Here is a 22,519-nt window from a genome sequence, read left to right as displayed (position 1 = left end):
AGCCGGGTTCGCGGCTCAGCGCCTTGCGCTGGATCGCATCGTTTCGGTATTGAAGCCGCGCGCCAGATCGGCCACCACCGCGTCCAGCGCCTTGCCGGACTCCATCGCCCGCGGGCCGTTGACGATGGCGACGATGGCCAGCCGCCGGCCGTCGGCCGCCTGCCAGTAGCCGGCCAGCGCCTTGACGTCGTTCAGCGTGCCGGTCTTCATCCGCAGCCTCGGCCCCAGATCAGCGAAGCGCTTCTTCAGCGTGCCGTCGGTGGCGGCGATCGGCAGGCTGGCGATGAATTCGCCGGCGTACGGGCCGCGCGCGGCGTCCAGCAGCACCTCGCCCAGCAAGCGGGCGGTCACCCGCTCGCGCCGCGACAGGCCGGAGCCGTTCTCCAGCCGCAGCGCGCCGATGTCGGCGATGCCGCGATGGCTCAGCTCCTCGCGCAGCGCGCGTTCGGCCGCCGCCGCGGTGTCTTCGCCGCCGGCCTCGCGCCCCAGCGTCAGGAACAGCGTGCGCGCCATGGTGTTGTTGCTGTACTTGTTGATGTCGGACAGCGCCACCGCCAGGGGTTGCGACTGCCAGGAAGCCAGCTCGCGCGCGCCGTCCGGCGCCCTGCCGCGCGCCACCCGCAGCGGACCGCTGCCGCCCAGCGCCGCCCACAGCGCGGCGAAGTCCTGGCCGGCGAACGCGTCGTGGCCCAGCACGTTGACGTAGGCGCGCTGCCCGTCGCAGGCCGGCGGCAGGCTGCCGGCGACGCTCACGCGGCGGCCGTCGTTCTCGATGGAAACGAAGCGGCGCACATCGGCGCAGGCCTCATCCGGCCCCGGCTTCAGCGATGCGCTGAGCTCTACGCCGGCCAGCGGCGGGTCCAGCGCGACGCGCGCGCCCTGCCCGTCGTTGAAGAAGGTCAGCCAAGCCACTTTCAGGTTGGTCAGATGGGTGTCGGGGCCGACGACGAAGGCGCGGCCGGCATCGCCGTCGAAATCCTCGGCGCCGCCGATATTGCCGAAGGCGCGCTTGTCCAGCAGCAGCTGCCCGTCCAGCTGGCGGATGCCCCGCAGTCTCAGGCTGTACAGCAGGCTCAGCAGATCGCCGTTGTCGAAGCGCGGATCGCCGCCGCCCAGCCAGTACAGGTCGCCCTTCAGCGCGTCGCCCTCCACCGGCGCGGCCGACAGCAGCGCCGTCTTCCAGCGGTAGTCCGGCCCCAGCCGGTTCAGCGCCGCCCAGCCGGTCAGCAGCTTCATGGTCGAGGCCGGGTTGACCGGCTCGTCGGCCCGGTGGCTGGCCAGCGGCTCGCCGCCCTCCACCGGCGCCGCCCATACCGCGATCTCGTCCGGTTTCAGGCCATGCAGATCCAGCGCCAGCGCCGGCGCGCAGGCCAGCGCCAACAAGGCCGGCCACTTCGCGATTGCCATATCGTTTCCTCTCATAATTCCTGCGGATCCACGTCCAGCGACCAACGCAGCGCGCGGCCGTGGGCTTTGGCCAGGCCATCCAGCAACGGCGGCAATTGATGCAGCAGCCGATGCAGCGCGCCGCGCTGCGGCGACTCCAGCACCAGCTGAGCGCGCTCGCGCTGCGCCAGCCTGGCCATCAGCGCCGGCGCCGGCCCGGAAATCAGCACGCCCTCCGCCAGCGGCTCCAGCGCCTCGCGCGCCTGGCGCAGGAAGGCGGTGGCCTGGGCCAGCGCCGGGCTGTCGGCGCGCAGCAGCGCCTGGAAGGTGGACGGCGGGAAGCCGGCCTGGCGGCGCTCGTTCAGCAATGTGGCCGCGTAGCCGTCGAAATCGTGGGCCACCAGCGCCTGGTACAGCGGATGATCCGGCCACTGCGTCTGCACCAGCACTTCGCCTGGCGCGTCGGCGCGGCCGGCGCGGCCGGCCACCTGCATCAGCTGGGCGAACAGGCGCTCGGACGCGCGGAAATCCGCCGAGTACAGACCGCCGTCCGCGCCCAGCGCCGCCACCAGCGACAAGGTGCCGAAATCATGGCCCTTGGCCAGCATCTGGGTCCCGACCAGGATGTCCACCTCGCCGCCGTGCACCTTGCGGTAGACCTCGTCCCAGGCATCCTTGCGGCTGGTGGTGTCGCGGTCTATCCGCAGCACCCTCGCCTCCGGCAGCATGCGCTGCAGCGCCGACTCCAGCCGCTGCGTGCCCTCGCCCAGCGGCTTGATGTCCGGATCGCCGCAGTCCGGGCAGGCGCGCGGCACCGGTTCCTCCCAGCCGCAGTGGTGGCAGCGCAGCTTGCGCTCCATCAGGTGCACCACCAATTTGGCCGAGCAATGCGGGCAGCCGCTGGTCCAGCCGCAGGCGGTGCAGGCGACCACCGGCGCGAAGCCGCGGCGGTTGATGAACACCAGGCTCATCTCCTTGCGCGAGAGCCTGGTCTTCAGCGCGTCCAGCACCGCTTCGGACAGGCCCTCGACCAGCTTCTTGCGGCGGGTGTCCACCAGCCGCACGTCGGGCAGCCTGGCCGCGCCGTGGGCGCGCCGGGTCAGCGCCAGCTTCTTGTAGCGGCCGGCCTCGACATTGGCCACCGTCTCCAGGCTGGGCGTGGCCGATCCCAGCAGGATGGCGATGCCGGCGCGGCGCGCGCGCCACACCGCCAGGTCGCGGGCGTGGTAGCGCAGGCCGTCCTGCTGCTTGAACGAGCCGTCGTGCTCTTCGTCGACCACGATCAGGCCCAGCCGCGGCAGCGGCGTGAACACCGACAGCCGGGTGCCGATCACCACGTCGGCGTCGCCGTGCCAGGCGTTTAGCCAACCGTGCATGCGCTCGCCGTCGGCCAGGTGGCTGTGCTGCACCACGATGCGGCTGCCGGGGAAGCGATCGGCGAAGCGATTGATCAGTTGCGGTGTCAGGTTGATTTCCGGCACCAGCACCAGCGTCTGCCGCCGCGCCGCCAGCTGCTCGGCGATCAGGCGCAGATAGACCTCGGTCTTGCCGCTGCCGGTGACGCCATGCAGCAGCCAGGGCTGGAAGCCCTCGCTCGCCGACAGCGCGTCCAGCGCCGCCTGCTGTTCGCCGTTCAGCGCCGGCGCGTCGCCCAGCCGCAGCGGCGGCGGCTCCTGCGTCGCGCGTCCGGCCTTGCCTTCGGCCACCCAGTCGGCCAGCAGCTTGCCGGCCTGAGGCGTCACAGCCTTGGCGGCGGCCAGGTCCAGCGGGCCATCCTGCAGCGCCTGCCACAAGGCCAGCCGCGCGCGCTGCCGCGCCGGCGGCGCCTCTCCCAGGCCGGCGTCGGTCAGGACGAACGGCCTGCGGTCAGGCTTGGTGACGTCGCGCGGCTCGCGCAAGCCGGTGGGCAGCGCGGTGAACAGCGTCTGGCCCAAAGGATGGTGGTAATAATCGGACGCGAAGCGCGCCAGCGCGAGAAATTCTTCCGGCAGCGGCGGCAGGCCATCCAACACGCCGTCGATGCTCCGCAATCTGGCGGCGTCGAGCTCGGGCACACCCTCCCCCGGTATCGGCGTGACCACCACGCCACACACCCGGCGATTGCCGAAGGATACGCTGACTCGGGCGCCTGGCATGACAGGCGATTCAGTCAGGTAGCTGAACGTTCCCGCCAGCGGCACATCCACCGCGACCTGAATCCGGACCGGCCCGTTCATGATTGCCCCCCGCTAGATGCAAACCCTGCTGCGACAAGGCTTTGCATCCGCTGTGCACAGATCTTGTGGATAACTTTGTGAACAACCATGGTGATATCGGGCAAAAAGCCGTGAAATCAGTGTTTCCACTAGATTGCACAAAAATTAATCAAACGTAAAATCTCTTTTATTTCAACAACTTACGAATATTAATTTTTTTACCCGCCGCGCTTGACAAGGTTTGACCCAGGGTCTAGGCAGTGTGCATAACTCGAAGAACACCAGCCGCGTCCGCTGTCAACCCGCATCTTCCCGTAGCCAGGCAGCAATATTGTCAACGAGTGAATTTATGCAACAGGAACGATGGCAAGCGGCTGAATACCCCCGGCTTCGGCCACGCGGCCTCTCCTGGGAAAATTAATAAATTCTTAAAAAAACAGCGTCTTTTAATCAGCTTCGCTCAAAGCGGCAGTCACAACGCACCGACATGGGGCGGCGCGTTTTCCGCCCGCCCCGTTTCGGCGCGTCAGGCCGCGCCGTGATAGCCGCGCGACAGCCGATGCACCGCGTCCACCAGCGCGCCGGCGTGGGCAGGATCGGCGAATTGCGAGATGCCGTGGCCCAGATTGAACACGTGGCCGCTGCCCTGGCCATAGCTGGCCAGGATGCGCGCCACTTCGCGCTCGATGGCCGCTGGCTCGGCGAACAGCGCGTTGGGGTCGAAGTTGCCTTGCAGCGCCACCTTGGCGCCGACGCGCGCGCGCGCCTGGCCGATGTCGGTGGTCCAGTCCAGGCCCACGCAATCGGCGCCGATGGCGGCGATGTCTTCCAGCCACTGGCCGCCGCCCTTGGTGAACACGATCACCGGCACCTTGCGGCCGTCGGCCTCGCGCTTGAGGCCGGCGACGATGCGCTGCATGTAAGCGAGGGAGAATTCGCGATAGGCGGCATGGCTGAGCGCGCCGCCCCAGGTGTCGAAAATCTGCACCGCCTGCGCGCCGGCGTCGATTTGGGCGTTCAGGTAGGCGATCACCGACTGGGTGTTCGCCTCCAGAATGTGGTGCAGCAGTTCCGGGCGGCTGTACAGCATCGCCTTGACGTGGCGGAAGTCGTCGGAGCCGCCGCCCTCCACCATGTAGCAGGCCAGCGTGAACGGGCTGCCGGAGAAGCCGATCAGCGGCACGCGGCCGTCCAGCGCCTTGCGGATGCTGGCCACCGCGTCGAACACATACCGCAGCTTGCCCATGTCGGCCGGCGCCAGCGCGCGGATGGCCGCCTCGTCGCGCAGCGGGCGCTGGAACTTCGGCCCCTCGCCTTCGGCGAAATACAGGCCCAGGCCCATCGCGTCCGGCACGGTCAGGATGTCGGAGAACAGGATGGCCGCGTCCAGCGGAAAACGGTCCAGCGGCTGCAGCGTCACCTCGGTGGCGTAGTCGGGGCTGGTGCACAGGCCCATGAAACTGCCGGCGCGGGCGCGGGTGGCGCGGTATTCCGGCAGGTAGCGGCCGGCCTGGCGCATCATCCAGATAGGAGTGTATTCGACCGGCTCCTTCAGCAGGGCCCGCAGGAAGGTATCGTTTTTCAGCTGGGTCATGGCATCACGCGGCTATGGAAATCAGCGGGCATTATATCCCAGCCGACCCTGCCGCCGGCGCGGACAAATGAAAACGGCCGGAAAACCAGGCCGTCCTCCCATCCTTCCAAGCGCGGTCAGGACAATATCTGCCTCAGCACATAGGGCAGGATGCCGCCGTGACGGTAGTAATCGACCTCCACCGGCGTGTCGATGCGCAGCGTCAGCGCCAGGCGCCGCTCCATGCCGCCCGGTCCGCGGATCACCAGCGTCGCCTCCTGCCGCGGCTTCAACTCGCCGTCCAGCCCCTCCAGATCGAAGGTTTCGTCGCCGGAGAGTCCGGCGGCGCTGTCGTCGCCCTGGAACTGCAAGGGCAGCACGCCCATGCCCACCAGGTTGGAGCGGTGTATCCGCTCGAAACTCCTGGCGATCACCGCGCGCACGCCCAGGAGCCGCGTGCCCTTGGCCGCCCAGTCGCGGCTGGAGCCGGTGCCGTATTCCTCGCCGGCGAAGATCACGGTAGGCGTGCCCTCGGCTTGGTAGGCCATCGCCGCGTCGTAGATCGACAAGCGCTCGCCGCCCGGCTGGCGCAGCGTCAGCCCGCCCTCCACCGGCCGGCCGTCCACGTCCGGCGGCAGCATCAGGTTGCGGATGCGGACATTGGCGAAGGTGCCGCGCATCATCACCTCATGATGGCCGCGGCGCGAGCCGTAGCTGTTGAAATCGACCGGTTTGATGCCCCGTTCCTGCAGATAAAGCCCCGCCGGCGACGACGGCTTGATGGATCCCGCCGGGCTGATGTGGTCGGTGGTGACCGAGTCGCCGAAGATGGCCAGCGCCCGCGCGCCCTTGACCGGCCGGGTCGCGGCCGGCTTCAGCTCGAAGCCGGCGAAGAACGGCGGCTCGGCGATATAGCTGGACGGTTCCCAGCCATAGGTCTCGCCGGCGGCCGCCGCGATGCCGGCCCACAACGGGTTGGCGTCGGCCAGATCGCGGTACAGCCGGCGGTAGGTTTCCGGATCGGCGGTCTGCGCCAGCGCCGCGCCCACCTCGTCCTGACTGGGCCAGACATCGCGCAGGAACACCGGCAGGCCATCCGCGCCCTCGCCCAGCGGCTCGCGCTCCAGGTCGATGTCCACGCGGCCGGCGATGGCGAAGGCCACCACCAGCGGCGGGCTCATCAGAAAGTTGGCCTTGATCGCCGGATGGATGCGCGCCTCGAAATTGCGGTTGCCGGACAGCACCGACGCGCAGATCAGGTCCTTGCCCATGATCTCCGACTCCAGCGCCGGCGCCAGCGGGCCGGAGTTGCCGATACAGGTGGTGCAGCCGTAGGCCACCACGCGGAAGCCCAGCTGCTCCAGCGGCGGCAACAGGCCGGCCTTGGACAGATAGTCGGTGACCACCCGCGAACCCGGCGCCAGCGAGGTCTTGATGCGCGGCGCCACCTTCAGCCCGCGCGCAGCGGCCTTCTGCGCCAGCAGGCCCGCGGCCAGCATCACGCCGGGGTTGGAGGTGTTGGTGCAAGAGGTGATCGCCGCGATCAGCACCGAACCGTGCTTCAGGCCTTCGGCGGCAGCGCCGCCCGGCGTCTTGCCGTAGCCGCCGGCGGAGGCCGGCTTCTGCAGCAATTCGCCGAAGCGCGGCTTCAGCTCCGTCAAAGCGATGCGGTCCTGCGGCCGGCGCGGGCCGGCGACGCTGGGCACGATGGACGCCAGGTCCAGCGTCAGCGTTTCGCTGTAATCGATGTCGCCCTCCTCAGGCATGCCGAACAACCGCTGCGCCAGGAAGTAGCGGCGGAAGGCGTCCACCTCCTCGGCGCTGCGGCCGGTGGCGGCCAGGTAGTCGGCGGCGCGCTCGTCCGGCGGGAAGAAGCCCATGGTCGCGCCGTACTCCGGCGCCATATTGGCCAGCGTCGCGCGGTCCGGCAGCGTCAGCGACGCCGCGCCCGCGCCGAAGAACTCGACGAACTTGCCCACCACATGGGCCTTGCGCAGCAGCTCGGTCACCGCCAGCACCAGGTCGGTGGCTGTGACGCCGGCGGCGAGCCGGCCCTTCAGGTTCACGCCCACCACGTCCGGCGTCAGGAAATACACCGGCTGGCCCAGCATGCCGGCCTCGGCCTCGATGCCGCCCACGCCCCAGCCCACCACGCCCAGCGCGTTGATCATCGTGGTGTGGGAGTCGGTGCCGACCAGCGAGTCCGGGTGGTAGACGTCGCCGTCGCGCAGCACGCCGCGCGCCAGGTATTCCAGGTTCACCTGGTGGACGATGCCGATGCCAGGCGGCACCACCTTGAAGGTGTCGAAAGCCTGCATGCCCCATTTGATGAAGCGGTAGCGCTCGGCGTTGCGCTGGAACTCCAGCTTCATGTTCAGATCCAGCGCGCCCGCCTCTCGAAAATGGTCGACCTGCACCGAGTGGTCCACCACCAGATCCACCGGCACCAGCGGCTCCACCGCCGATGGCGGCTTGCCGAAGCGGGCTGCGACGCCGCGCATCGCAGCCAGGTCGCACAACAATGGCACGCCGGTGAAGTCCTGCAGCACGATGCGGGCGACGACGAAGGGAATCTCCTCGCTGCGCTCGGCCCTGGGCTGCCAGCCGGCCAGTTGCCGCACATGCGCTTCGGTAATACGCTGTCCATCCAGCTTGCGCAGCAGCGACTCCAGCACGATGCGCAGCGACACCGGCAGCCGGCCGACATCGCCGATGCCGAGTTCGGCCAGCGCCGGCAACGAATGGAAGCGGACGCTGTGGCCGGACGCCAATTGGAAATCTCGCAGACTATCTTGGGCAAGCAGGGACATGGTGCACTCCGGTGAGCGCCGGCCACGCAGGCCGGCGGGGCCGCGAAGGGCGGACCAAAACGCATCCGCCGCCAGGGTCTGACATCTTGCATCAGGATAGATTAGGACCGGCTCCGCCGGCGCAAGTTCGACCAGGAAAGGATGATGGCATGACGAAAGCCGTACGCAGCGAGACCGACAGCTTCGGTCCGATCGACGTTCCCGCCGACGCGCTGTGGGGCGCGCAAACCCAGCGCTCGCTCGCGCATTTCCATATCTCCAGCGAGAAGATGCCGCCGGAACTGATCCAGGCGCTGGCTCGGGTCAAGCGCGCCTGCGCCGAGGCCAACCGCGAGCTGGGCAAGCTCGACGACGCCAAGGCCGCCGCCATCGTCGGCGCCGCCGACGAGGTGCTGGCCGGCCGCCACGACGGCGAATTTCCGCTGTCGGTGTGGCAGACCGGCTCCGGCACCCAGAGCAATATGAATATGAACGAGGTGCTGGCCAACCGCGCGTCGGAGCTCTTGGGCGGCAAGCGCGGCCCCGACCGGCTGGTCCATCCCAACGACGACGTCAACCGCGGCCAGTCGTCCAACGACATCTTCCCTACCGCGATGCACGTCGCCGCCGCGACCCAGTTGGCCGAGCGGCTGCTGCCGTCGCTGGGCCTGCTGCGACGCGCGCTGGAGGCCAAGGCTCAGGCCTTCGCCGACATCGTCAAGATCGGCCGCACCCATCTGCAGGACGCCACGCCGCTGACGCTGGGCCAAGAGATGTCCGGCTGGGCGGCGCAACTGGCGCTGGCCGAGCAGGCGGTCCACGCGGCGCAGCCTATGCTGTGCCAGCTGGCGGTCGGCGGCACCGCGGTCGGCACCGGCCTCAACACCGATCCGCGCTTCGGCGGCGCAGTGGCGGCCCGATTGGCCGAGCAATCCGGCCTGCCGTTCCAGAGCGCCGACAACAAGTTCGCCGCGCTGGCCGGCCACGAGCCGCTCGTGTTCGCCCACGGCGCGCTGAAAACGCTGGCCGTGGCGCTGATGAAGATCGCCAACGACATCCGCTGGCTGGGCTCCGGCCCGCGCAGCGGCCTGGGCGAGCTGACGCTGCCGGAAAACGAGCCGGGAAGCTCCATCATGCCCGGCAAGGTCAACCCGACCCAGTGCGAGGCGATGACCATGCTGTGCTGCCAGGTGCTGGGCAACGACGCGGCGCTGGCGATAGGCGCGGCGTCCGGCAACTTCGAGCTCAATGTGTTCAAGCCGCTGATCGCGCACAATTTTCTGCAAAGCGCGCGGCTGCTGGCCGACGGCATGGACAGCCTGCGCGAGCACTGCGTGGACGGCATGGAGGCCAACCGCGAACGCATCGCCGAGCTGATGGAACGCTCGCTGATGCTGGTCACCGCGCTGAATCCGCACATCGGCTACGACAAGGCGGCCGCCATCGCCAAGCACGCCCACCGTCACGGCACCACGCTGCGCGAGGCCGCGCTGGCGCTGGGCCATCTGAGCGCCGAGCAGTTCGACGCCTGGGTCAGGCCTGAAGACATGGTGTGACGCCGGCCTGGAGAACGCTCAGGGGTGGAACCACAGCTCGCGCCGCGCCAGCGGCGTGGCTTCCGGCAACAGCGGATTGGGCAATTCGATGATGGCGCGGCCGGACAGCTTGAGCTCGCGCAGATGGTCGCCGTTGAACGCCTTGAACAGTTGATCGAAGCTGCCGTCGCGCACGCCTTTCTCCAGCCCTTGCTGCAGCATGCGGGCCAATTCCGGCCGCTGCGGCGAAACGAAGAAATAAAAGGCGGTCGGGTAGTGCAGCAATAGATACGGGTCGAGCATCAGCCCCTTGCTGTTGGGCGATTCCAGCTCCTGCCGCACCTCGATCACGCTGCGCGGGAAGTAGTCGTAGCGATGCTGGCGCAGCATGGAAAACAAATTGGGATAGTCCGGGCTGGTCAGCACCGGCAGGCCGGCATGCTGCAGGATCTGGGTATCCGGCCAGTCTTGCCCCTGTCCGGCGCGGAAGGCCGCCAGCTGCGGCAAGGTCTTGACGCTCTTGAACAGTTGCGGCCGGTCGGCGTTGATCAGCGGCACCCGCCATCCTATCAGGCCCTTGTCCAGCGGAATGCGCACCGTCAGCAGCTTGCGCTCGCGCTCGCGGCTGGTCATGCCCCAGAACAGGTCCACGCGGCTGTCCGGACGCTGCATCTGCTCCATCGCCCGGCCCTGGTTCATGTCGCGCGCGGCCAGCAGCGCGCAGCGCTGCCCCATCTCGCTGCAGGCCAGCTGCAGCAAGGCCTGGATATACGGCCAATGCGGATCGTTGTCGCCGGACACCAGCGCGTAAGTGATGGACACGCCTTCCGCCCGCGCGCACAAGCAGCACAGGCACAGCATCCCTATCCGCAGCAATTTCGCCATGTCTCGCCTTTACGGAAGCGCTAAGGCCATTATGGCAACGGTTTACAGCCAGCCCAAGCCTCCGGCCGCGCCGCCCAGCAACAGCAGCCACACCGGGTTCCAGTTCCGCTTCCACGCCAGCAGCGCCACCGCGGCGCTCAAGATCCAGCCGCCCAAGTCGCGGTTGGCCGCCTGCAGCAGCAGGCAGGCGCTGGCGCCCACCAGCCCCACCGTCAGCGGCAGCAGCGCGCGCGACAGCAGCCCGGCCAGTTCGCCTCCCTGGTTGGCCGTCCACCAGCGGGAAACGTAGAAGCTCAACAGCGACGACGGCAAACACATGCCCAGCATGCTGACCAGCGCGCCGGCGACGCCGGCCACATGCCAGCCCACCAGGCTGACCACCAGCACATTGGGGCCCGGCGCGGCCTGGGCGATGGCGAACAGCTCGGCGAACTGGCCGGCGCTCATCCAGCCCTCGGCCACCACCAGCCGCTGCAGCTCCGGCAACAGCACATTGGCGCCGCCCACCGCCAGCAGCGACATCAGGCAGAAATGCCACAGCAGCACCAGCAGGATCATGTTGCCGTCCTCGCCCGGCTCAGCCAGGCCAGCGCCAACGCCAGCGGCGCCGAAGCCAGCAGCACCCACAGCAGTGGCAGGCGGAACACCGCGATGGCGGCGAAGGTGGCGGCCACCACCAGCGCGCTCCACAGGCGCCGCTCCAGCCTGGACAGCAGGCGCAGCGCCATCGCCAGCAGCAGGCCAGCCGCCGCCGCAGCCAGGCCGTGCATCACGTGCTCCACCAGCGGCAGCTGGCGATAGCGGCCATAGGCGGAGGCCAGCAACAGCACGATGACCATCGGCGCCAGCAAGAGGCCGCACACCGCCGCCAGCGCGCCGGACGGCCCGTGAAAGCGCGCGCCTATCGACACCGCCATATTGACGATATTGGGACCGGGCAGCACCTGGCACAGGCCCAGCTGTTCGGCGAAGTCGGCCTCCGACAGCCAGCGCCGCTTCAGCACCAGCATGCTGTGCGCTTGCGGCAGCACGCCGCCGAAACCGCTGACGCCGATGGAGAAGAAGCCGGCGAACAATTCGCGCCGGCGGGGAAGAATCAGATCGCTATGCATGCCTTGACACTACTCGCCGCCGAAAGACTATACAAACGAGAAATTCTGACAGGGGCGGTCACCTGTCCTCACAGTTCGCCCAGCCGCTCGACAATGAAATCGATGAAAACCCGCAGCTTGGGCAGCGGCTGGCGGTCGGCCGGGTAGATCAGATGCATGGGCTTGGGATCGGGCAGATAGCCGTCCAGCAAGGACACCAGCCGCTCCGCCGCCACATCGTCGGCCAGCAGCGTTTCCGCCTGCAAGACGATGCCGGCGCCGGCCAGCGCCATCTGGCGCAAGGCCTGGCCCTGATTGCACTGGAAGCGGCTGGAAGGGATTTGCGCGGCGTGCAGCCGGGCCAGCGCGTCCCAGCCGTCGTCGCGCCGCCAGCGGCTGAAGCCCAGGCAATCATGCTCCGCCAGTTGCTCCGGCGTCTCCGGCCTGCCGCGCCGCGCCAGATACGCCGGCGACGCGGCGATCATCATCCGGTACGGCTTAAGTCGGCGCGCCACCAGGCCGGAATCGGCCAGATGGCCGATGCGGAACACCGCGTCGTAGCCTTCTGCCACCAGATCCACCAGTTGATCGCTCAGTTCCAGCTCCACCCCGATCTCCGGATAGCGCGCCATGAACTCCGCCAGCAAGGGCGCCAGCCTCAACGTGCCGAAGGTCACCGAGGCATTGACGCGCAGCACGCCGCGCGGCTGTTCCCTGAGCAAGGCGGCAGCGTCATCGGCAGCGGCCAGATCGGCCAGGATGGCGCGGCAGCGCTGATAATAGTGCTGGCCCAGCTCGGTCAGCTGCTGGCGACGCGTGGTGCGCACCAGCAGCTTGCCGCCCAGCCGTTTTTCCAACGCGGCAATATGCTTGCCGACCATGGGCTGGGACAGCCGATGGGCGTCGGCCGCCGCGGTAAAGCTGCCCTTGTCCACCACCGCGACGAATAATTCCATGCTCAGCAGGCGATCCACCGATTAAAAACTCCAGGTTATCAATCCTGTTCATCATAGCGGATTAATCAATCCAGGGAATCCGCGCACACTGCAGACATCGCAACCAGCAATGGAGAACCCCGATGAAAATCCTGCTCGTAGGCGCCAGCGGCACGCTGGGCCGCGCCGTGCACCAGGCCTTGTCCCACCACCAGATCATCACCGCCGGCCGCAGCAGCGGCGAGCTGCGCGTCGACATCACCGACAGCGCCAGCGTGCAGCGGATGTTCGAACAGGCCGGCCGGCTGGACGCCATCGTCAGCGCCGCCGGCAACGTGCACTTCGCCCCGCTGGCCGAGATGAGCGCCGCCGACTTCCGCATCGGCCTGAACGACAAGCTGCTGGGCCAGATCGACCTGGCGCTGACCGGCCAGCACTATCTGAACGACGGCGGCTCGATCACGCTGACCAGCGGCGTCATCAGCGCCCAGCCCATCCGCCAGGGCGCCAACGCCACCGCGGTCAACCGCGCGCTGGAAGGCTTCGCCGCCGCCGCCGCGCTGGAGCTGGGCCGCGACCGCCGCATCAACGTGGTCAGCCCCAACGCGCTGCAGGAATCATGGGACGGCTACGCGCCCTACTTTCCGGGCTTCGAGCCGGTGCCGGCCGCGCGCGCCGCGCTGGCCTACGTTCGCAGCGTGGAAGGCATCGCCAACGGCCAGACGCTGACGGTGTGGTAAGCCGCGCCATGACTGAGGAGAAACCGCATATGAAAATACTGCTAGTCGGCGCGAACGGAACCATAGGACGCGCGGTGCGACAAGCGCTGTCCCGCCATCAAGTCCTGGCCGCCGGCCGCGACAGCGGAGAGCTGCGCGTCGACATGAGCCAGCCTGACAGCATACGGGCGCTATTCGAACGCACAGGCAATGTCGACGCCATCGTCAGCGCCGCCGGGCTGCTGCATCTGGGGCCGCTGACAGAGATGACGCCCGAGCAATTCCGCATCGGCCTGGACAGCAAATTGATGGGCCAGGTGAACCTGGCCCTGATAGGGCAGCGCTTTCTCAATGCGGGCGGCTCCATCACCTTGACCAGCGGCATGGGCAATGAAATTCCGCTGCGCCACGGCAGCAACGCCTGCGCCGTCAACGCCGCGATAGAGGGCTTCGCCCGCGGCGCGGCTGTGGAGCTGGCGGCCGGGCTGCGCATCAACGCGGTTTGCCCAAGCGTGTTGCAGGAATCATGGGAGCCGTTGCAAAGCTACTTCCCGGGTTTCGAACCGGTGCCGGCAGCCCGGGTCGCCCGCGCCTATCAACGCAGTGTAGAGGGGGTGGAGACCGGCCAGATTTTCAAAGTCTGGTAAATCGCCAACCGCAAAGGAGAAAACGCATGTATCTGCTCAACATCAGCTATATCCGCAAACCCGCCGAAGTGGAAACGCATATCCCAAGCCACGGAGAATGGGTAAAACGCCACCTGGCTTCGGGCAACATCCTGTTCGCAGGCCCCAAGCAAAGCGGCTTGGGCGGCGTCATCCTGGCGCGGTCCATGCCCAAGGCGGCGCTACTTGCGATACTGGAGGAGGATTCATACCTCCAGCACGACGTCGCCGAGTATCAGATCATCGACTTCGACATCAAGGCGGCTCGAGAAGAACTGCAAACGCTGCTCGCCTGAAACAGCATCCCGGCCAGCTGCCGAGACTACGTCCTTTCAACACCGACGCCTTTCCAAATGCAAGAGCGGAAACGGCCCTCCGGCGCCATCCCGCGCCGAGCGGCCGCGCACCTCGAAACCCATGCGCCGATAGAAGGCCAGCGCCTCGGGGTTATCCTCGTTGACATCCACCTTGCATGCCGACAGCGCGTCGACCGCATGCTCCAGCAAGGCCCGCCCCCATCCGCGGCCGCGGCAGGCGGGGACGATGAACAGCATTTCCAGCCTGCCGTCCATGGCCCCGGCGAAACCCGCGACTTCGCCCTCCTCGTTTCTGGCCACGCGAAGGACTAGGTCCGATGGATGCCGCCGCCTCGAAAGCAGCCATCACTTCGGGACGGATTTCGGCGATATCATCCTCGCCGAGAGAATGATGGGTGGCGCGCGCCGAGCGCTCCCACAACCGGAGCATGCCGGGATGATCGGCAGGCGCAGGCGCGTCAATAGTGATGGACATCTGAATGCCTCTTCCTCAAGAACAAGCGGCCTCCCGGCGGCGGTAACCTCATCGAGGCGGCGGAGCGCGCATCCTGGCCAGCCTATACTGCATCAGCCGCCACGCACGGGATGCCGCGATGAAACCTAAACTGTGGAGCGGGCTGGCGCTGCTGCTGTGCCTGCCCCTTCTCCATGCCGAGCCGATACCGGCGTACAGCCAGGCGATAGAGCCCTGGGGCGACGCCGCCAGCGGCGACGGGTTGACGCCGCGCTTCCTGCGCTGGCTGGCCGAACAAGGCGGCCTGCGGCTGAAGCAGGACACCCGGCCGCTGCCGCGGCTGGTGGAGGATATGAAAGCCGGCCGCGACGCGCTGGCGCTGATCACCGCCTCACCCGAGCGCGACGCCTTCGGGCTGGAGCTGTGCCGCCCCGCCGACATCCGCCTGTCCGTGGTCTACCGCCTCGGCGCGCGCGAGCTGCGGGCCGCTGACCTGAAACTACGCCCGGTCGGCATTCTGCGCGGCACCCATACGCTGGATGCCTTCATCGCCCAAAGCGGCGCGGAGCCGGTGCTGGTCAGCGACATGCGCCAGGGCCTGGGCATGCTGCGCATCGGCCGGCTGGACGCGATGATGTGCGTGCGCCCGGGCTGCGGCCGCGTGCTGCGCGAGATTTCCACGCCCGCCGACCGATGGGCGGAGCTGGCGATCAGCCGCGAGCCGATGGCGGTGTACGTGTCGCGCGCCCATCCGCTGTCGAAGGACGCGGCCGCGCTGGCGCGGCTGAAAGCGGCCTGCCAGTCTCCCGAGGGCCGCGCCAGGATGGCGACGCTGCTGGCCCAGTACGACTGACGATGAAAAACCCCGTCGGTCTTCTCAGGCGGACGGGGTTCGGAAACATCCGGGCCGTGCCGGATCAGATGTCGGCTTCCACCTCGTTGCCCTTGGCTTCCATCCAGCCGCGGCGGCTGGAGGCCTCGCCCTTGCCCATCAGCATCACGAACATGTCCAGCGTCTGCTGCAGCATGCCGGGGCGCACCTGCACCTTGACCAGGCGGCGGGTGTCCGGATTCATCGTAGTATCTTTCAGCTGCTCCGGATTCATCTCGCCCAAGCCCTTGAAGCGGGAGATGGTCCAGACATTCTCGCGCACGCCCTCGCTGCGCAGGCGGTCCAGAATGGCGGTCATCTCGCCCTCATCCAGCGCATAGAGTTTACGCGGCGGCCGGGTCTTGCCCTGGCCGGGCACGTCGACGCGGAACAGCGGCGGCTGGGCGATGTAGATGTTGCCGTTTTCCACCAGGCGCGGGAAATGGCGGAAGAACAGCGTCAGCAACAGCACCTGGATGTGGGAGCCGTCGACGTCGGCGTCGGACAGGATGGCGATCTTGCCGTAGCGCTGGCCCGACAGATCGGGCGCGTCGTTGGGACCGTGCGGGTCCACGCCTATCGCCACCGAGATGTCATGGATTTCGGCATTGGAGAACAATTGGTCGCGGTCGGTCTCCCAGCTGTTCAGCACCTTGCCGCGCAGCGGCAGGATGGCCTGGTATTCCTTGTCGCGCGCCAGCTTGGCCGAACCGCCGGCGGAGTCTCCCTCCACCAGGAACAGCTCGTTGCGCTCGATGTCCTCGCTCTCGCAGTCGGTGAGCTTGCCAGGCAGCACCGCCACGCCGGAACCTTTCTTCTTCTCCACCTTCTTGACCGATTTGAGGCGGCTCTGCGCCTGGCGGATGGCCAGCTCGGCGATCTTCTTGCCGGCTTCCACGTGCTGGTTCAGCCATAGCTCGACCGGATCGCGCGCCAAGCCGGAAATCAGCTTCAGCGCGTCGCGGCTGGTCAGCTTGTCCTTGGTCTGGCCCTGGAACTGCGGGTCCAGCACGCGGGCGGACAGCACGAAGCGCACGCGGCTCCATACGTCCTCGGCCATCAGCTTGACGCCGCGCGGCAGCAGGTTGTGGTGGTCGATGAAGCTCTTCACCGCATCGTAGACGCCGGCGCGCAGGCCGGCCTCGTGGGTGCCGCCCACCGGCGTCGGGATCAGGTTGACGTAGCTTTCGCCGCTGGCGCCGTCCTCGAACCAGGCCATCGCCCATTGCGCGCCCTCGCCCTTGGCGAACTGCTCATGGTCGTCGCCGATATAGGCTTCGCCGGCGAACAGCGGCGCCACCGGCTCGTCGCCGTTGCACAGTTCGGCCAGATAGCTCTTCAGGCCCTCCGGATACTGCCACGCCTTCACTTCGTCGCCGCTGGGCTTTTCCACGGTCAGCGTCACCGCCACGCCGGGCAGCAGCACCGCCTTGGCCCGCAGCAGCCGCTCCAGCTCCTGCATCGAATAGCGCGGGCTCTCGAAATACTTGCCGTCCGGCCATACCCGCACCCGGGTGCCGCTGGTGCGCGGACCGCAATCGGCGACGCGGGCCAGGGGCTCGATCACGTCGCCGCCCGAGAACACCAGGCGGTGCACGCCGCCCTCGCGCCTCACCTCGACTTCCAGCCGGGTGGACAGCGCGTTGGTCACCGACACGCCGACGCCGTGCAGGCCGCCGGAAAAGGCGTAAGCGCCGCCGTCCTTCTTGTTGAATTTGCCGCCGGCGTGCAAACGGGTGAATACCAGCTCCACCACCGGCACGCCTTCCTGCGGATGCAGGCCCACCGGAATGCCGCGGCCGTCGTCCTCCACGCTGAGCGAGCCATCCTGATGGACGGTGACCGCGATCTTGCGCGCGAAACCACCCAAGGCCTCGTCGGCGGCATTGTCTATCACTTCCTGGCAGATATGGGTGGGGTCGGTGGTGCGGGTGTACATGCCGGGCCGCTCTTTCACCGGCTCCAGCCCCTTCAGCACCCGTACCGAGGATTCGTCGTATTGTTGTTGAGTCATGTTCTGGTCTTGCCCTGTCGGCGCGTCACGTCGACGCCGCCCGCTACGGGTGGCACAAATGAAGACAGCGGGCATCGCCCGCCGTCGCTGTACTGCAAAAGCGTCGCCCGCCGCTCACTGCTCGCTCTGGGTTGAGGTGCGCGCCAGGTAGGCGTGATGGCTCTCCACTCCGCGCAGAAAGCGCGCCAGTTCGGACAGCGCGCGCTCGTAAACGTCGTGCTTGAACTCGATCACCGCGTCCACCGGCGCCCAGTAGTCGTTCCAGCGCCAGCCATCGAACTCCGGATGGTTGGTCGCGCGCAGGCAAACGTCGCTGTCCCGCCCCACCAGCCTGAGCAGGAACCAGATCTGCTTCTGGCCCTTGTAACTGCCGCGCCATTCGCGGCGTACCCAATTCGTCGGCACCTCGTAACGCAGCCAGTCGCGCGTGCGTCCCAGTATCTTCACGTGCTGAGGCAGCAATCCCACTTCCTCCAGCAGTTCGCGGTACATCGCGGCTTCCGGGCTTTCGCCCGGCTTGATGCCGCCTTGCGGGAACTGCCAGGAATGCTCGCGCACGCGCTTGCCCCAGAACACCTCGTTTTTGGCGTTGGTGAGGATGATTCCGACGTTTGGGCGGTATCCGTCCCGGTCCAGCATGGAAAAAAACCTGCAATTCGTTAGTTACCGAATTTTTGCACATTTCAGGCCGCCTTGCCACGCGCGCCGGCTCCGTCCCCGCCTCGATGCCGCTTGACCCATATCACCATGGCCAGGCGGGCACTCCCCCAAACCGCCCAAACGATGCTACGATTCGCCGATTGAACGTCATTCCACTGCGCATTCATGGCAACCCTGCTGAACCGACCCACACTGTCCCGCCTGACCTGGCTGCCCCTGCGGCCCGAGGACTTCACCACGCTGCTGCAGACGGCCGATTTCCGCCTCCGTCTGCTGGAGGCCATCGCGGCGGCGACGCGGCGGGTTTACCTGTGCGCGCTCTACCTGGAAAACGAAGAGGCCGGCCAGGAAATCCTGGACGCGCTGTACCAGGCCAAGCAGCGCTGCCCGCAACTGGACGTGAGGGTGATGGTGGACTGGCACCGCGCGCAGCGCGGCCGCATCGGCGAGGATCAGTCCCATTGCAACGCCAGCTGGTATCGGGAAGAGGCGCTGCGCCGCGATCTGGACATCCCGATCTACGGCGTGCCGGTGCAGACGCGCGAACTGTTCGGCGTGCTTCACTTGAAGGGCTTCGTCATCGACGATACCGTTTTCTATAGCGGCGCCAGCCTGAACAATGTCTACCTGCACAAGCTGGACAAATACCGCTTCGACCGCTATCACCTGGTCAGCAGCCCGGAGTTGGCCGATGCGATGGCAGGCTTCATGAATGAGCAGTTTTTCAACGACCCCGCCGTGTTCCGCCTGGACAAGCCCACGCCGTCCACCCGCAGCATACGCAAGGAAATCCGCCAGTTCCGCGACAAGCTGGCCCACAGCCAGTACCGCCCCGCCATGGACCGCGTCGCCGCGCCCAACGATCTGGCGGTCAGCCCCGTGGTCGGCATCGGCAAGGGCAATCGGCTCAACCGCGCGATTCTGGACGTGATCGCCAGCGCCCAGCGCCGGCTGTTCATCTGCACGCCCTATTTCAATTTCCCGCGGGCCGTGGTGCTGGAAATCAACCGCGCGCTGCGCCGCGGCGTGGAAATCGACATCGTGGTCGGCGACAAGACCGCCAACGACTTCTACATTCCGCCGGAACAGCCATTCCGTGTGATCGGCGCGCTGCCCTATCTGTACGAAATGAACCTGCGCCGTTTCGCCAAGCGCCAGCGCCAATACCTGAGCCGGGAACAGCTGCGCATCCACCTGTGGAAGAACGGCGACAACACCTACCACCTGAAAGGCATCTGGAGCGACGACCGCTACATTCTGCTGACCGGCAACAACCTGAACCCGCGGGCCTTCCGCCTGGACCTGGAAAACGCGCTGCTGCTGCGCGATCCGCAAGGCGCGCTGCGCGGGCAGAGCGATGCCGAACAGCAAAGCATCCTGCGCCATGCCTCGCCGCTCTCGCATTACCGCCAGCTGGAAGACGTGCGGGCCTATCCCGAACAGATCAAGAAGCTGCTCACCCGGCTAAGCCGGGTGCGAATAGACCGGATGCTGAACCTGATGTTGTAAACGCCGCCGCGCCCTTTCATCCCACAGCCCCGTATGCCGGGGCTTTTTGCCGTCCTCGGCTATGATTAAGCGGTGAACCGGAGTCACTGTGGAGAGGCCGATGCGCGCCGCCGTCGACGTGAAAACCGCCAATCTCGCCGTCGGCCACGACTACGCCGAGAAATGGCAGGAAGTGCTGGACCTGCTGGCCAGGCTGCTGCGCATCCCGGCGGCGCTGATCATGCGGGTGCAGCCGCCGCGGATCAAGGTCTTCCTGTCCAGCCGCAGCGACGGCAATCCCTACGAGGAAGACGAACTGGCCGACCTGGGCACCGGCCTCTACTGCGAAACCGTGATGGCCCGCCGCGGCGAGCTCATCGTCCCCAACGCCCTGTCCGACCTCGACTGGGACCACAACCCCGACATCAAGCTGGGCATGATCTCCTATATGGGCCTGCCCCTGGTCTGGCCCAATCAGGACGTGTTCGGCACCATCTGCGTGCTCGACAGCGAGGAAAATCCCTACAACGCCACCTACCGCCAGCTGCTGGCGCAGTTCCGCGCGATGGTCGAGCGCGACCTCAGGCAAATCTACAACGACAAGGCGCGCGCGGAAGAAGACGCCGCGCTGCGCGCCGACGAGGCGGAGCGGATCCGCCAGGAGTTCGAGCGGCTGCGCGCCGGCGAACGCAAGGCGCTGCAGGCATTGCGCGAGAGCGAGGAGCGCTGGCACTTCGCGCTGGAAGGCGCCGGCGACGGCGTATGGGACTGGGACCTATCCGAGGGAAGCGTCTTCCTCTCCAGCCGCTGCCAGCAGCTGCTAGGCCTCTTTCCGGCCGAAATCGCCGGCTTCCAGCTGTGGCGGACCCGCATGCATCCCGACGAGCTTCCCGCCGTCCAGGCCGAGCTGGCGGGCTATCTTCAGCGGCCGGAAGGCTCTTTCGTCTCGGAACACCGCTTCCGCAGAGGCGATGAATGGATCTGGCTATTGGCGCGCGGCATGGTGGTCAGCCTCGATATCCACGGCCGCCCCTTGCGGATGATAGGCACCTATTCCGACATCACCGCTCGCAAGCAGGCCGAAACGGAGCTGCAGCTGCTGAACAACCATCTGGAAGAAAGAGTCGCGGCGCGCGGCGCCGAGCTGCAAACGGCGATGCAGCAGATCAGCATCGCCGAGAAGCAGGCGGCGCTGGCGCGGATGGTGGCCGGCATGGCCCACGAGCTGAACACGCCGATAGGCAATGTGCTGCTGTGTTCGTCTCAGATGCGCGCCGACATCGGCGCCATCGCCGCCGACGACGCGGAAAAGCGTCTATCTCGCAAGGGCTTGCAGGAATTTCTGCAAAAAGCCGGCGAAACCTGCGAGCTGCTGCAACGCAACAGCGAGCAGGCCGGAGACCTGATCGGCCGGTTCAAGCAGATCGCGGTCGACCAGCTGGACCAGCCCAGACGCAGTTTCCACCCCGCCAAAGTCATGGCCAATCTGCTGGAGACGCTGTTGCCGGCCGAGCACCATCCCCACATCCGGATAGACCTGCGGATTCCCGCCGACCTGGTCATTGAAAACTATCCCAGCGCGCTGGAACAGCTGGTTTCCCATCTGGTGGCCAACACCTTGGCCCATGGCTTCGACGAAAAAGGCGGCGGCGCCATCCGCATCGACATCGGACGCGATCAGGACGAACTCACCCTGATCTACGCCGACGACGGCAAGGGCATCGGCCACGAGCTTCAAAGCAAGGTATTCGACCCCTTCTTCACCACCCGGATGGGCCAAGGCGGCATGGGACTGGGGCTGGCGCTGGTCCATAACATCGTCCAGGCCATCCTGAAAGGACGCATCCGCCTGGAAAGCGAGCCCGGACAGGGAGCCGCCTTCATCATCACCTTTCCGGCAAATCCCAGCTAGTCCGCGCCTCGCTCGGGCCCCCGCCTCTCCGTTTCATCCTCGCGGTGCGGCAATGGTTTCACCTCCTGCAGGCGCTGGTAGTCGACATGGTCGTTTTCATCCTCGTCGGTGTAGATCAGGTCGGCGAAGGCGTGATTCCAGCGAATATCCTGATGCGAAAAAGTGTGCCGGGCCACCATGGGCTGGATGGTGGTCTCGTCGATGCCATTGACCGACAGGATCAATTGCGCGCGGGTCGCAGCCAGCGACGCCGCATCGCGCCGGTGCAAGGGGCTGCGCTCGTCTATCTTGTGCACCAGCGTCCATCCCAGCACAAACATCGGATGCTGGTCGCGCACCAGGTCCAGGTCATACAGCTTGCGAAACGTCGTCCCCTCCGCCGTGGTCTCATGCTGCAGCAACCGCAGCCTGGCGCTGGCGTCGATGATCACATTGTTGCGGGCATTTGCCGCGCGCAGCATCAGCACAGGCTCGCCGTTCAGGGGCCGCACCACCGGACTATTGGTAAACACGATGCGCGCCCTGGGCCGCGAAAAACGGGCGAAAGTCATGCCGGTGATCAGCGCGATGCTCATCATGCCGATGAAGATCTCCAGCATCGAAACCCAGTGGGTATACAGCGTCTGCGGATGCATGTCGCCGTAGCCGACGGTGGCGAGGGTCTCGACACTGAAAAAGAAGGCGCCGAGAAAACCTTGCGGAAACTGGTTGGCGATGCCGCCGGACTGCAATTGATAGAGTCCGGCGAACAACAGATTCAATGCGATGAAGGACGCGGCGATAAACAAATAGAAATGCGGCCAGCTGATGGTCATGCAGTAATGGTAGAGATCGTGCAGGGAATGCCGAGGCAGGCTGTGAATGAACAGGCTGCGGCCGCCTGCGTCTATTCGCCGTGCCGGTTTGCTTGTGCGAGGGGCCATCTGCTGCGTCCTTGGATACGGATGGCTGATTGTGTGAGGGATGCCGACGGGCGTCAACGACGCGCCGCTAGAGGCTAGAGCGGATGCGGTGCCCGTAAGGACCATCC

General features: G+C 66.9%; 19 protein-coding genes. 7 read left to right on the top strand and 12 right to left on the bottom strand.

Annotated elements, in window-relative coordinates:
- Positions 1-15: 15 nt before the first annotated feature.
- From dacB to acnA, 4 genes are all read right to left on the bottom strand, one after another.
- On the bottom strand, positions 16-1,407 hold the full coding sequence (gene dacB / locus VL52_RS13720; RefSeq protein WP_046157541.1) for a D-alanyl-D-alanine carboxypeptidase/D-alanyl-D-alanine endopeptidase: 1,392 nt from the start codon (positions 1,405-1,407) through the stop codon (positions 16-18).
- An 11-nt stretch (positions 1,408-1,418) separates the two neighbouring features.
- The gene (locus VL52_RS13715) at positions 1,419-3,602 is read right to left on the bottom strand and encodes a primosomal protein N' (RefSeq protein WP_046157540.1); all 2,184 of its coding nucleotides are present in this window, start codon (positions 3,600-3,602) and stop codon (positions 1,419-1,421) included.
- A 505-nt stretch (positions 3,603-4,107) separates the two neighbouring features.
- Positions 4,108-5,175, bottom strand: coding sequence for a uroporphyrinogen decarboxylase (gene hemE, locus VL52_RS13710; RefSeq protein WP_046157539.1), 1,068 nt, complete (start codon positions 5,173-5,175; stop codon positions 4,108-4,110).
- Positions 5,176-5,291: 116 nt separating this feature from the next.
- Positions 5,292-7,964, bottom strand: coding sequence for an aconitate hydratase AcnA (gene acnA, locus VL52_RS13705; RefSeq protein WP_046157538.1), 2,673 nt, complete (start codon positions 7,962-7,964; stop codon positions 5,292-5,294).
- A gap of 149 nt (positions 7,965-8,113) precedes the next feature.
- Here acnA and fumC point away from each other — a divergent pair, with 149 nt between their 5' ends.
- On the top strand, positions 8,114-9,499 hold the full coding sequence (gene fumC, locus VL52_RS13700) for a class II fumarate hydratase (protein ID WP_046157537.1): 1,386 nt from the start codon (positions 8,114-8,116) through the stop codon (positions 9,497-9,499).
- An 18-nt stretch (positions 9,500-9,517) separates the two neighbouring features.
- Here fumC and VL52_RS13695 read toward each other — a convergent pair whose 3' ends face one another.
- The 4 genes from VL52_RS13695 to VL52_RS13680 form a co-directional block, all read right to left on the bottom strand.
- Entirely contained in the window at positions 9,518-10,363 is an 846-nt protein-coding gene (locus tag VL52_RS13695; protein ID WP_046157536.1) for a transporter substrate-binding domain-containing protein, read from the bottom strand.
- A gap of 42 nt (positions 10,364-10,405) precedes the next feature.
- Entirely contained in the window at positions 10,406-10,921 is a 516-nt protein-coding gene (locus VL52_RS13690; RefSeq protein WP_046157535.1) for a chromate transporter, read from the bottom strand.
- The gene (locus VL52_RS13685) at positions 10,918-11,475 is read right to left on the bottom strand and encodes a chromate transporter (RefSeq protein WP_046157534.1); all 558 of its coding nucleotides are present in this window, start codon (positions 11,473-11,475) and stop codon (positions 10,918-10,920) included. Before VL52_RS13685 ends, VL52_RS13690 begins: the two co-directional genes overlap by 4 nt.
- Before the next feature lie 68 nt (positions 11,476-11,543).
- Positions 11,544-12,410 carry a LysR family transcriptional regulator gene (locus tag VL52_RS13680; RefSeq protein WP_235429296.1) on the bottom strand — a complete coding sequence of 289 codons (867 nt, stop codon included), beginning with the start codon at positions 12,408-12,410 and terminating at the stop codon, positions 11,544-11,546.
- A gap of 122 nt (positions 12,411-12,532) precedes the next feature.
- On the opposite strand from VL52_RS13680, the gene VL52_RS13675 reads away from it, so the two are divergent.
- The 3 genes from VL52_RS13675 to VL52_RS13665 are packed head-to-tail and all read left to right on the top strand — an operon-like array spanning position 12,533 to position 14,069.
- On the top strand, positions 12,533-13,129 hold the full coding sequence (locus VL52_RS13675) for a short chain dehydrogenase (RefSeq protein ID WP_046157532.1): 597 nt from the start codon (positions 12,533-12,535) through the stop codon (positions 13,127-13,129).
- A gap of 29 nt (positions 13,130-13,158) precedes the next feature.
- Positions 13,159-13,755, top strand: coding sequence for a short chain dehydrogenase (locus VL52_RS13670; protein ID WP_046157531.1), 597 nt, complete (start codon positions 13,159-13,161; stop codon positions 13,753-13,755).
- Positions 13,756-13,781: 26 nt separating this feature from the next.
- A complete protein-coding gene (locus tag VL52_RS13665; RefSeq protein ID WP_046157530.1) occupies positions 13,782-14,069 on the top strand; it encodes a YciI family protein in 288 nt (95 codons plus the stop codon).
- A 36-nt stretch (positions 14,070-14,105) separates the two neighbouring features.
- Here VL52_RS13665 and VL52_RS25390 read toward each other — a convergent pair whose 3' ends face one another.
- Positions 14,106-14,390 (bottom strand): GNAT family N-acetyltransferase, encoded by a 285-nt coding sequence (locus VL52_RS25390; protein ID WP_235429295.1) that lies wholly within the window; start codon positions 14,388-14,390, stop codon positions 14,106-14,108.
- Between the two features lie 293 nt (positions 14,391-14,683).
- Here VL52_RS25390 and VL52_RS13655 point away from each other — a divergent pair, with 293 nt between their 5' ends.
- Positions 14,684-15,397 (top strand): transporter substrate-binding domain-containing protein, encoded by a 714-nt coding sequence (locus VL52_RS13655; RefSeq protein WP_046157529.1) that lies wholly within the window; start codon positions 14,684-14,686, stop codon positions 15,395-15,397.
- Between the two features lie 64 nt (positions 15,398-15,461).
- Here the strand turns inward: VL52_RS13655 and parE are convergent, their stop codons facing one another.
- Together parE and VL52_RS13645 are read right to left on the bottom strand one after the other, a co-directional pair.
- Entirely contained in the window at positions 15,462-17,429 is a 1,968-nt protein-coding gene (gene parE, locus VL52_RS13650) for a DNA topoisomerase IV subunit B (RefSeq protein WP_046157528.1), read from the bottom strand.
- A gap of 114 nt (positions 17,430-17,543) precedes the next feature.
- Positions 17,544-18,068, bottom strand: coding sequence for an RNA pyrophosphohydrolase (locus VL52_RS13645; protein WP_031296470.1), 525 nt, complete (start codon positions 18,066-18,068; stop codon positions 17,544-17,546).
- A 186-nt stretch (positions 18,069-18,254) separates the two neighbouring features.
- Between VL52_RS13645 and pssA the strand changes: the two genes are divergently transcribed.
- The gene (gene pssA / locus VL52_RS13640) at positions 18,255-19,598 is read left to right on the top strand and encodes a CDP-diacylglycerol--serine O-phosphatidyltransferase (protein ID WP_046157527.1); all 1,344 of its coding nucleotides are present in this window, start codon (positions 18,255-18,257) and stop codon (positions 19,596-19,598) included.
- Between the two features lie 100 nt (positions 19,599-19,698).
- The gene (locus tag VL52_RS13635) at positions 19,699-21,489 is read left to right on the top strand and encodes a sensor histidine kinase (protein WP_046157526.1); all 1,791 of its coding nucleotides are present in this window, start codon (positions 19,699-19,701) and stop codon (positions 21,487-21,489) included.
- Here the strand turns inward: VL52_RS13635 and VL52_RS13630 are convergent.
- A complete protein-coding gene (locus tag VL52_RS13630) occupies positions 21,486-22,412 on the bottom strand; it encodes an ion channel (protein WP_046157525.1) in 927 nt (308 codons plus the stop codon). The genes VL52_RS13635 and VL52_RS13630 overlap by 4 nt on opposite strands.
- Positions 22,413-22,519: the final 107 nt, after the last annotated feature.

The organism is Chromobacterium vaccinii, assembly GCF_000971335.1.
Taxonomy (GTDB): Bacteria; Pseudomonadota; Gammaproteobacteria; order Burkholderiales; family Chromobacteriaceae; genus Chromobacterium; species Chromobacterium vaccinii.
Note: the sequence above shows the minus strand (reverse complement) of the source record. Positions and strands in the feature narration are given on the sequence as shown.

Bases quoted from the DNA above. Each gene is read 5' to 3' on its own strand.
- VL52_RS13690 (WP_046157535.1), bottom strand. From the start codon at position 10,921: ATGATCCTGCTGGTGCTGCTGTGGCATTTCTGCCTGATGTCGCTGCTG.
- VL52_RS13630 (WP_046157525.1), bottom strand. From the start codon at position 22,412: ATGGCCCCTCGCACAAGCAAACCGGCACGGCGAATAGACGCAGGCGGC.
- VL52_RS13695 (WP_046157536.1), bottom strand. From the start codon at position 10,363: ATGGCGAAATTGCTGCGGATAGGGATGCTGTGCCTGTGCTGCTTGTGC.
- VL52_RS13670 (WP_046157531.1), top strand. From the start codon at position 13,159: ATGAAAATACTGCTAGTCGGCGCGAACGGAACCATAGGACGCGCGGTG.
- VL52_RS13715 (WP_046157540.1), bottom strand. From the start codon at position 3,602: ATGAACGGGCCGGTCCGGATTCAGGTCGCGGTGGATGTGCCGCTGGCG.
- VL52_RS13635 (WP_046157526.1), top strand. From the start codon at position 19,699: ATGCGCGCCGCCGTCGACGTGAAAACCGCCAATCTCGCCGTCGGCCAC.
- dacB (WP_046157541.1), bottom strand. From the start codon at position 1,407: ATGGCAATCGCGAAGTGGCCGGCCTTGTTGGCGCTGGCCTGCGCGCCG.
- VL52_RS13680 (WP_235429296.1), bottom strand. From the start codon at position 12,410: ATGGAATTATTCGTCGCGGTGGTGGACAAGGGCAGCTTTACCGCGGCG.
- pssA (WP_046157527.1), top strand. From the start codon at position 18,255: ATGGCAACCCTGCTGAACCGACCCACACTGTCCCGCCTGACCTGGCTG.
- VL52_RS13675 (WP_046157532.1), top strand. From the start codon at position 12,533: ATGAAAATCCTGCTCGTAGGCGCCAGCGGCACGCTGGGCCGCGCCGTG.
- VL52_RS13645 (WP_031296470.1), bottom strand. From the start codon at position 18,068: ATGCTGGACCGGGACGGATACCGCCCAAACGTCGGAATCATCCTCACC.
- VL52_RS13665 (WP_046157530.1), top strand. From the start codon at position 13,782: ATGTATCTGCTCAACATCAGCTATATCCGCAAACCCGCCGAAGTGGAA.
- fumC (WP_046157537.1), top strand. From the start codon at position 8,114: ATGACGAAAGCCGTACGCAGCGAGACCGACAGCTTCGGTCCGATCGAC.
- parE (WP_046157528.1), bottom strand. From the start codon at position 17,429: ATGACTCAACAACAATACGACGAATCCTCGGTACGGGTGCTGAAGGGG.
- hemE (WP_046157539.1), bottom strand. From the start codon at position 5,175: ATGACCCAGCTGAAAAACGATACCTTCCTGCGGGCCCTGCTGAAGGAG.
- acnA (WP_046157538.1), bottom strand. From the start codon at position 7,964: ATGTCCCTGCTTGCCCAAGATAGTCTGCGAGATTTCCAATTGGCGTCC.
- VL52_RS13655 (WP_046157529.1), top strand. From the start codon at position 14,684: ATGAAACCTAAACTGTGGAGCGGGCTGGCGCTGCTGCTGTGCCTGCCC.
- VL52_RS13685 (WP_046157534.1), bottom strand. From the start codon at position 11,475: ATGCATAGCGATCTGATTCTTCCCCGCCGGCGCGAATTGTTCGCCGGC.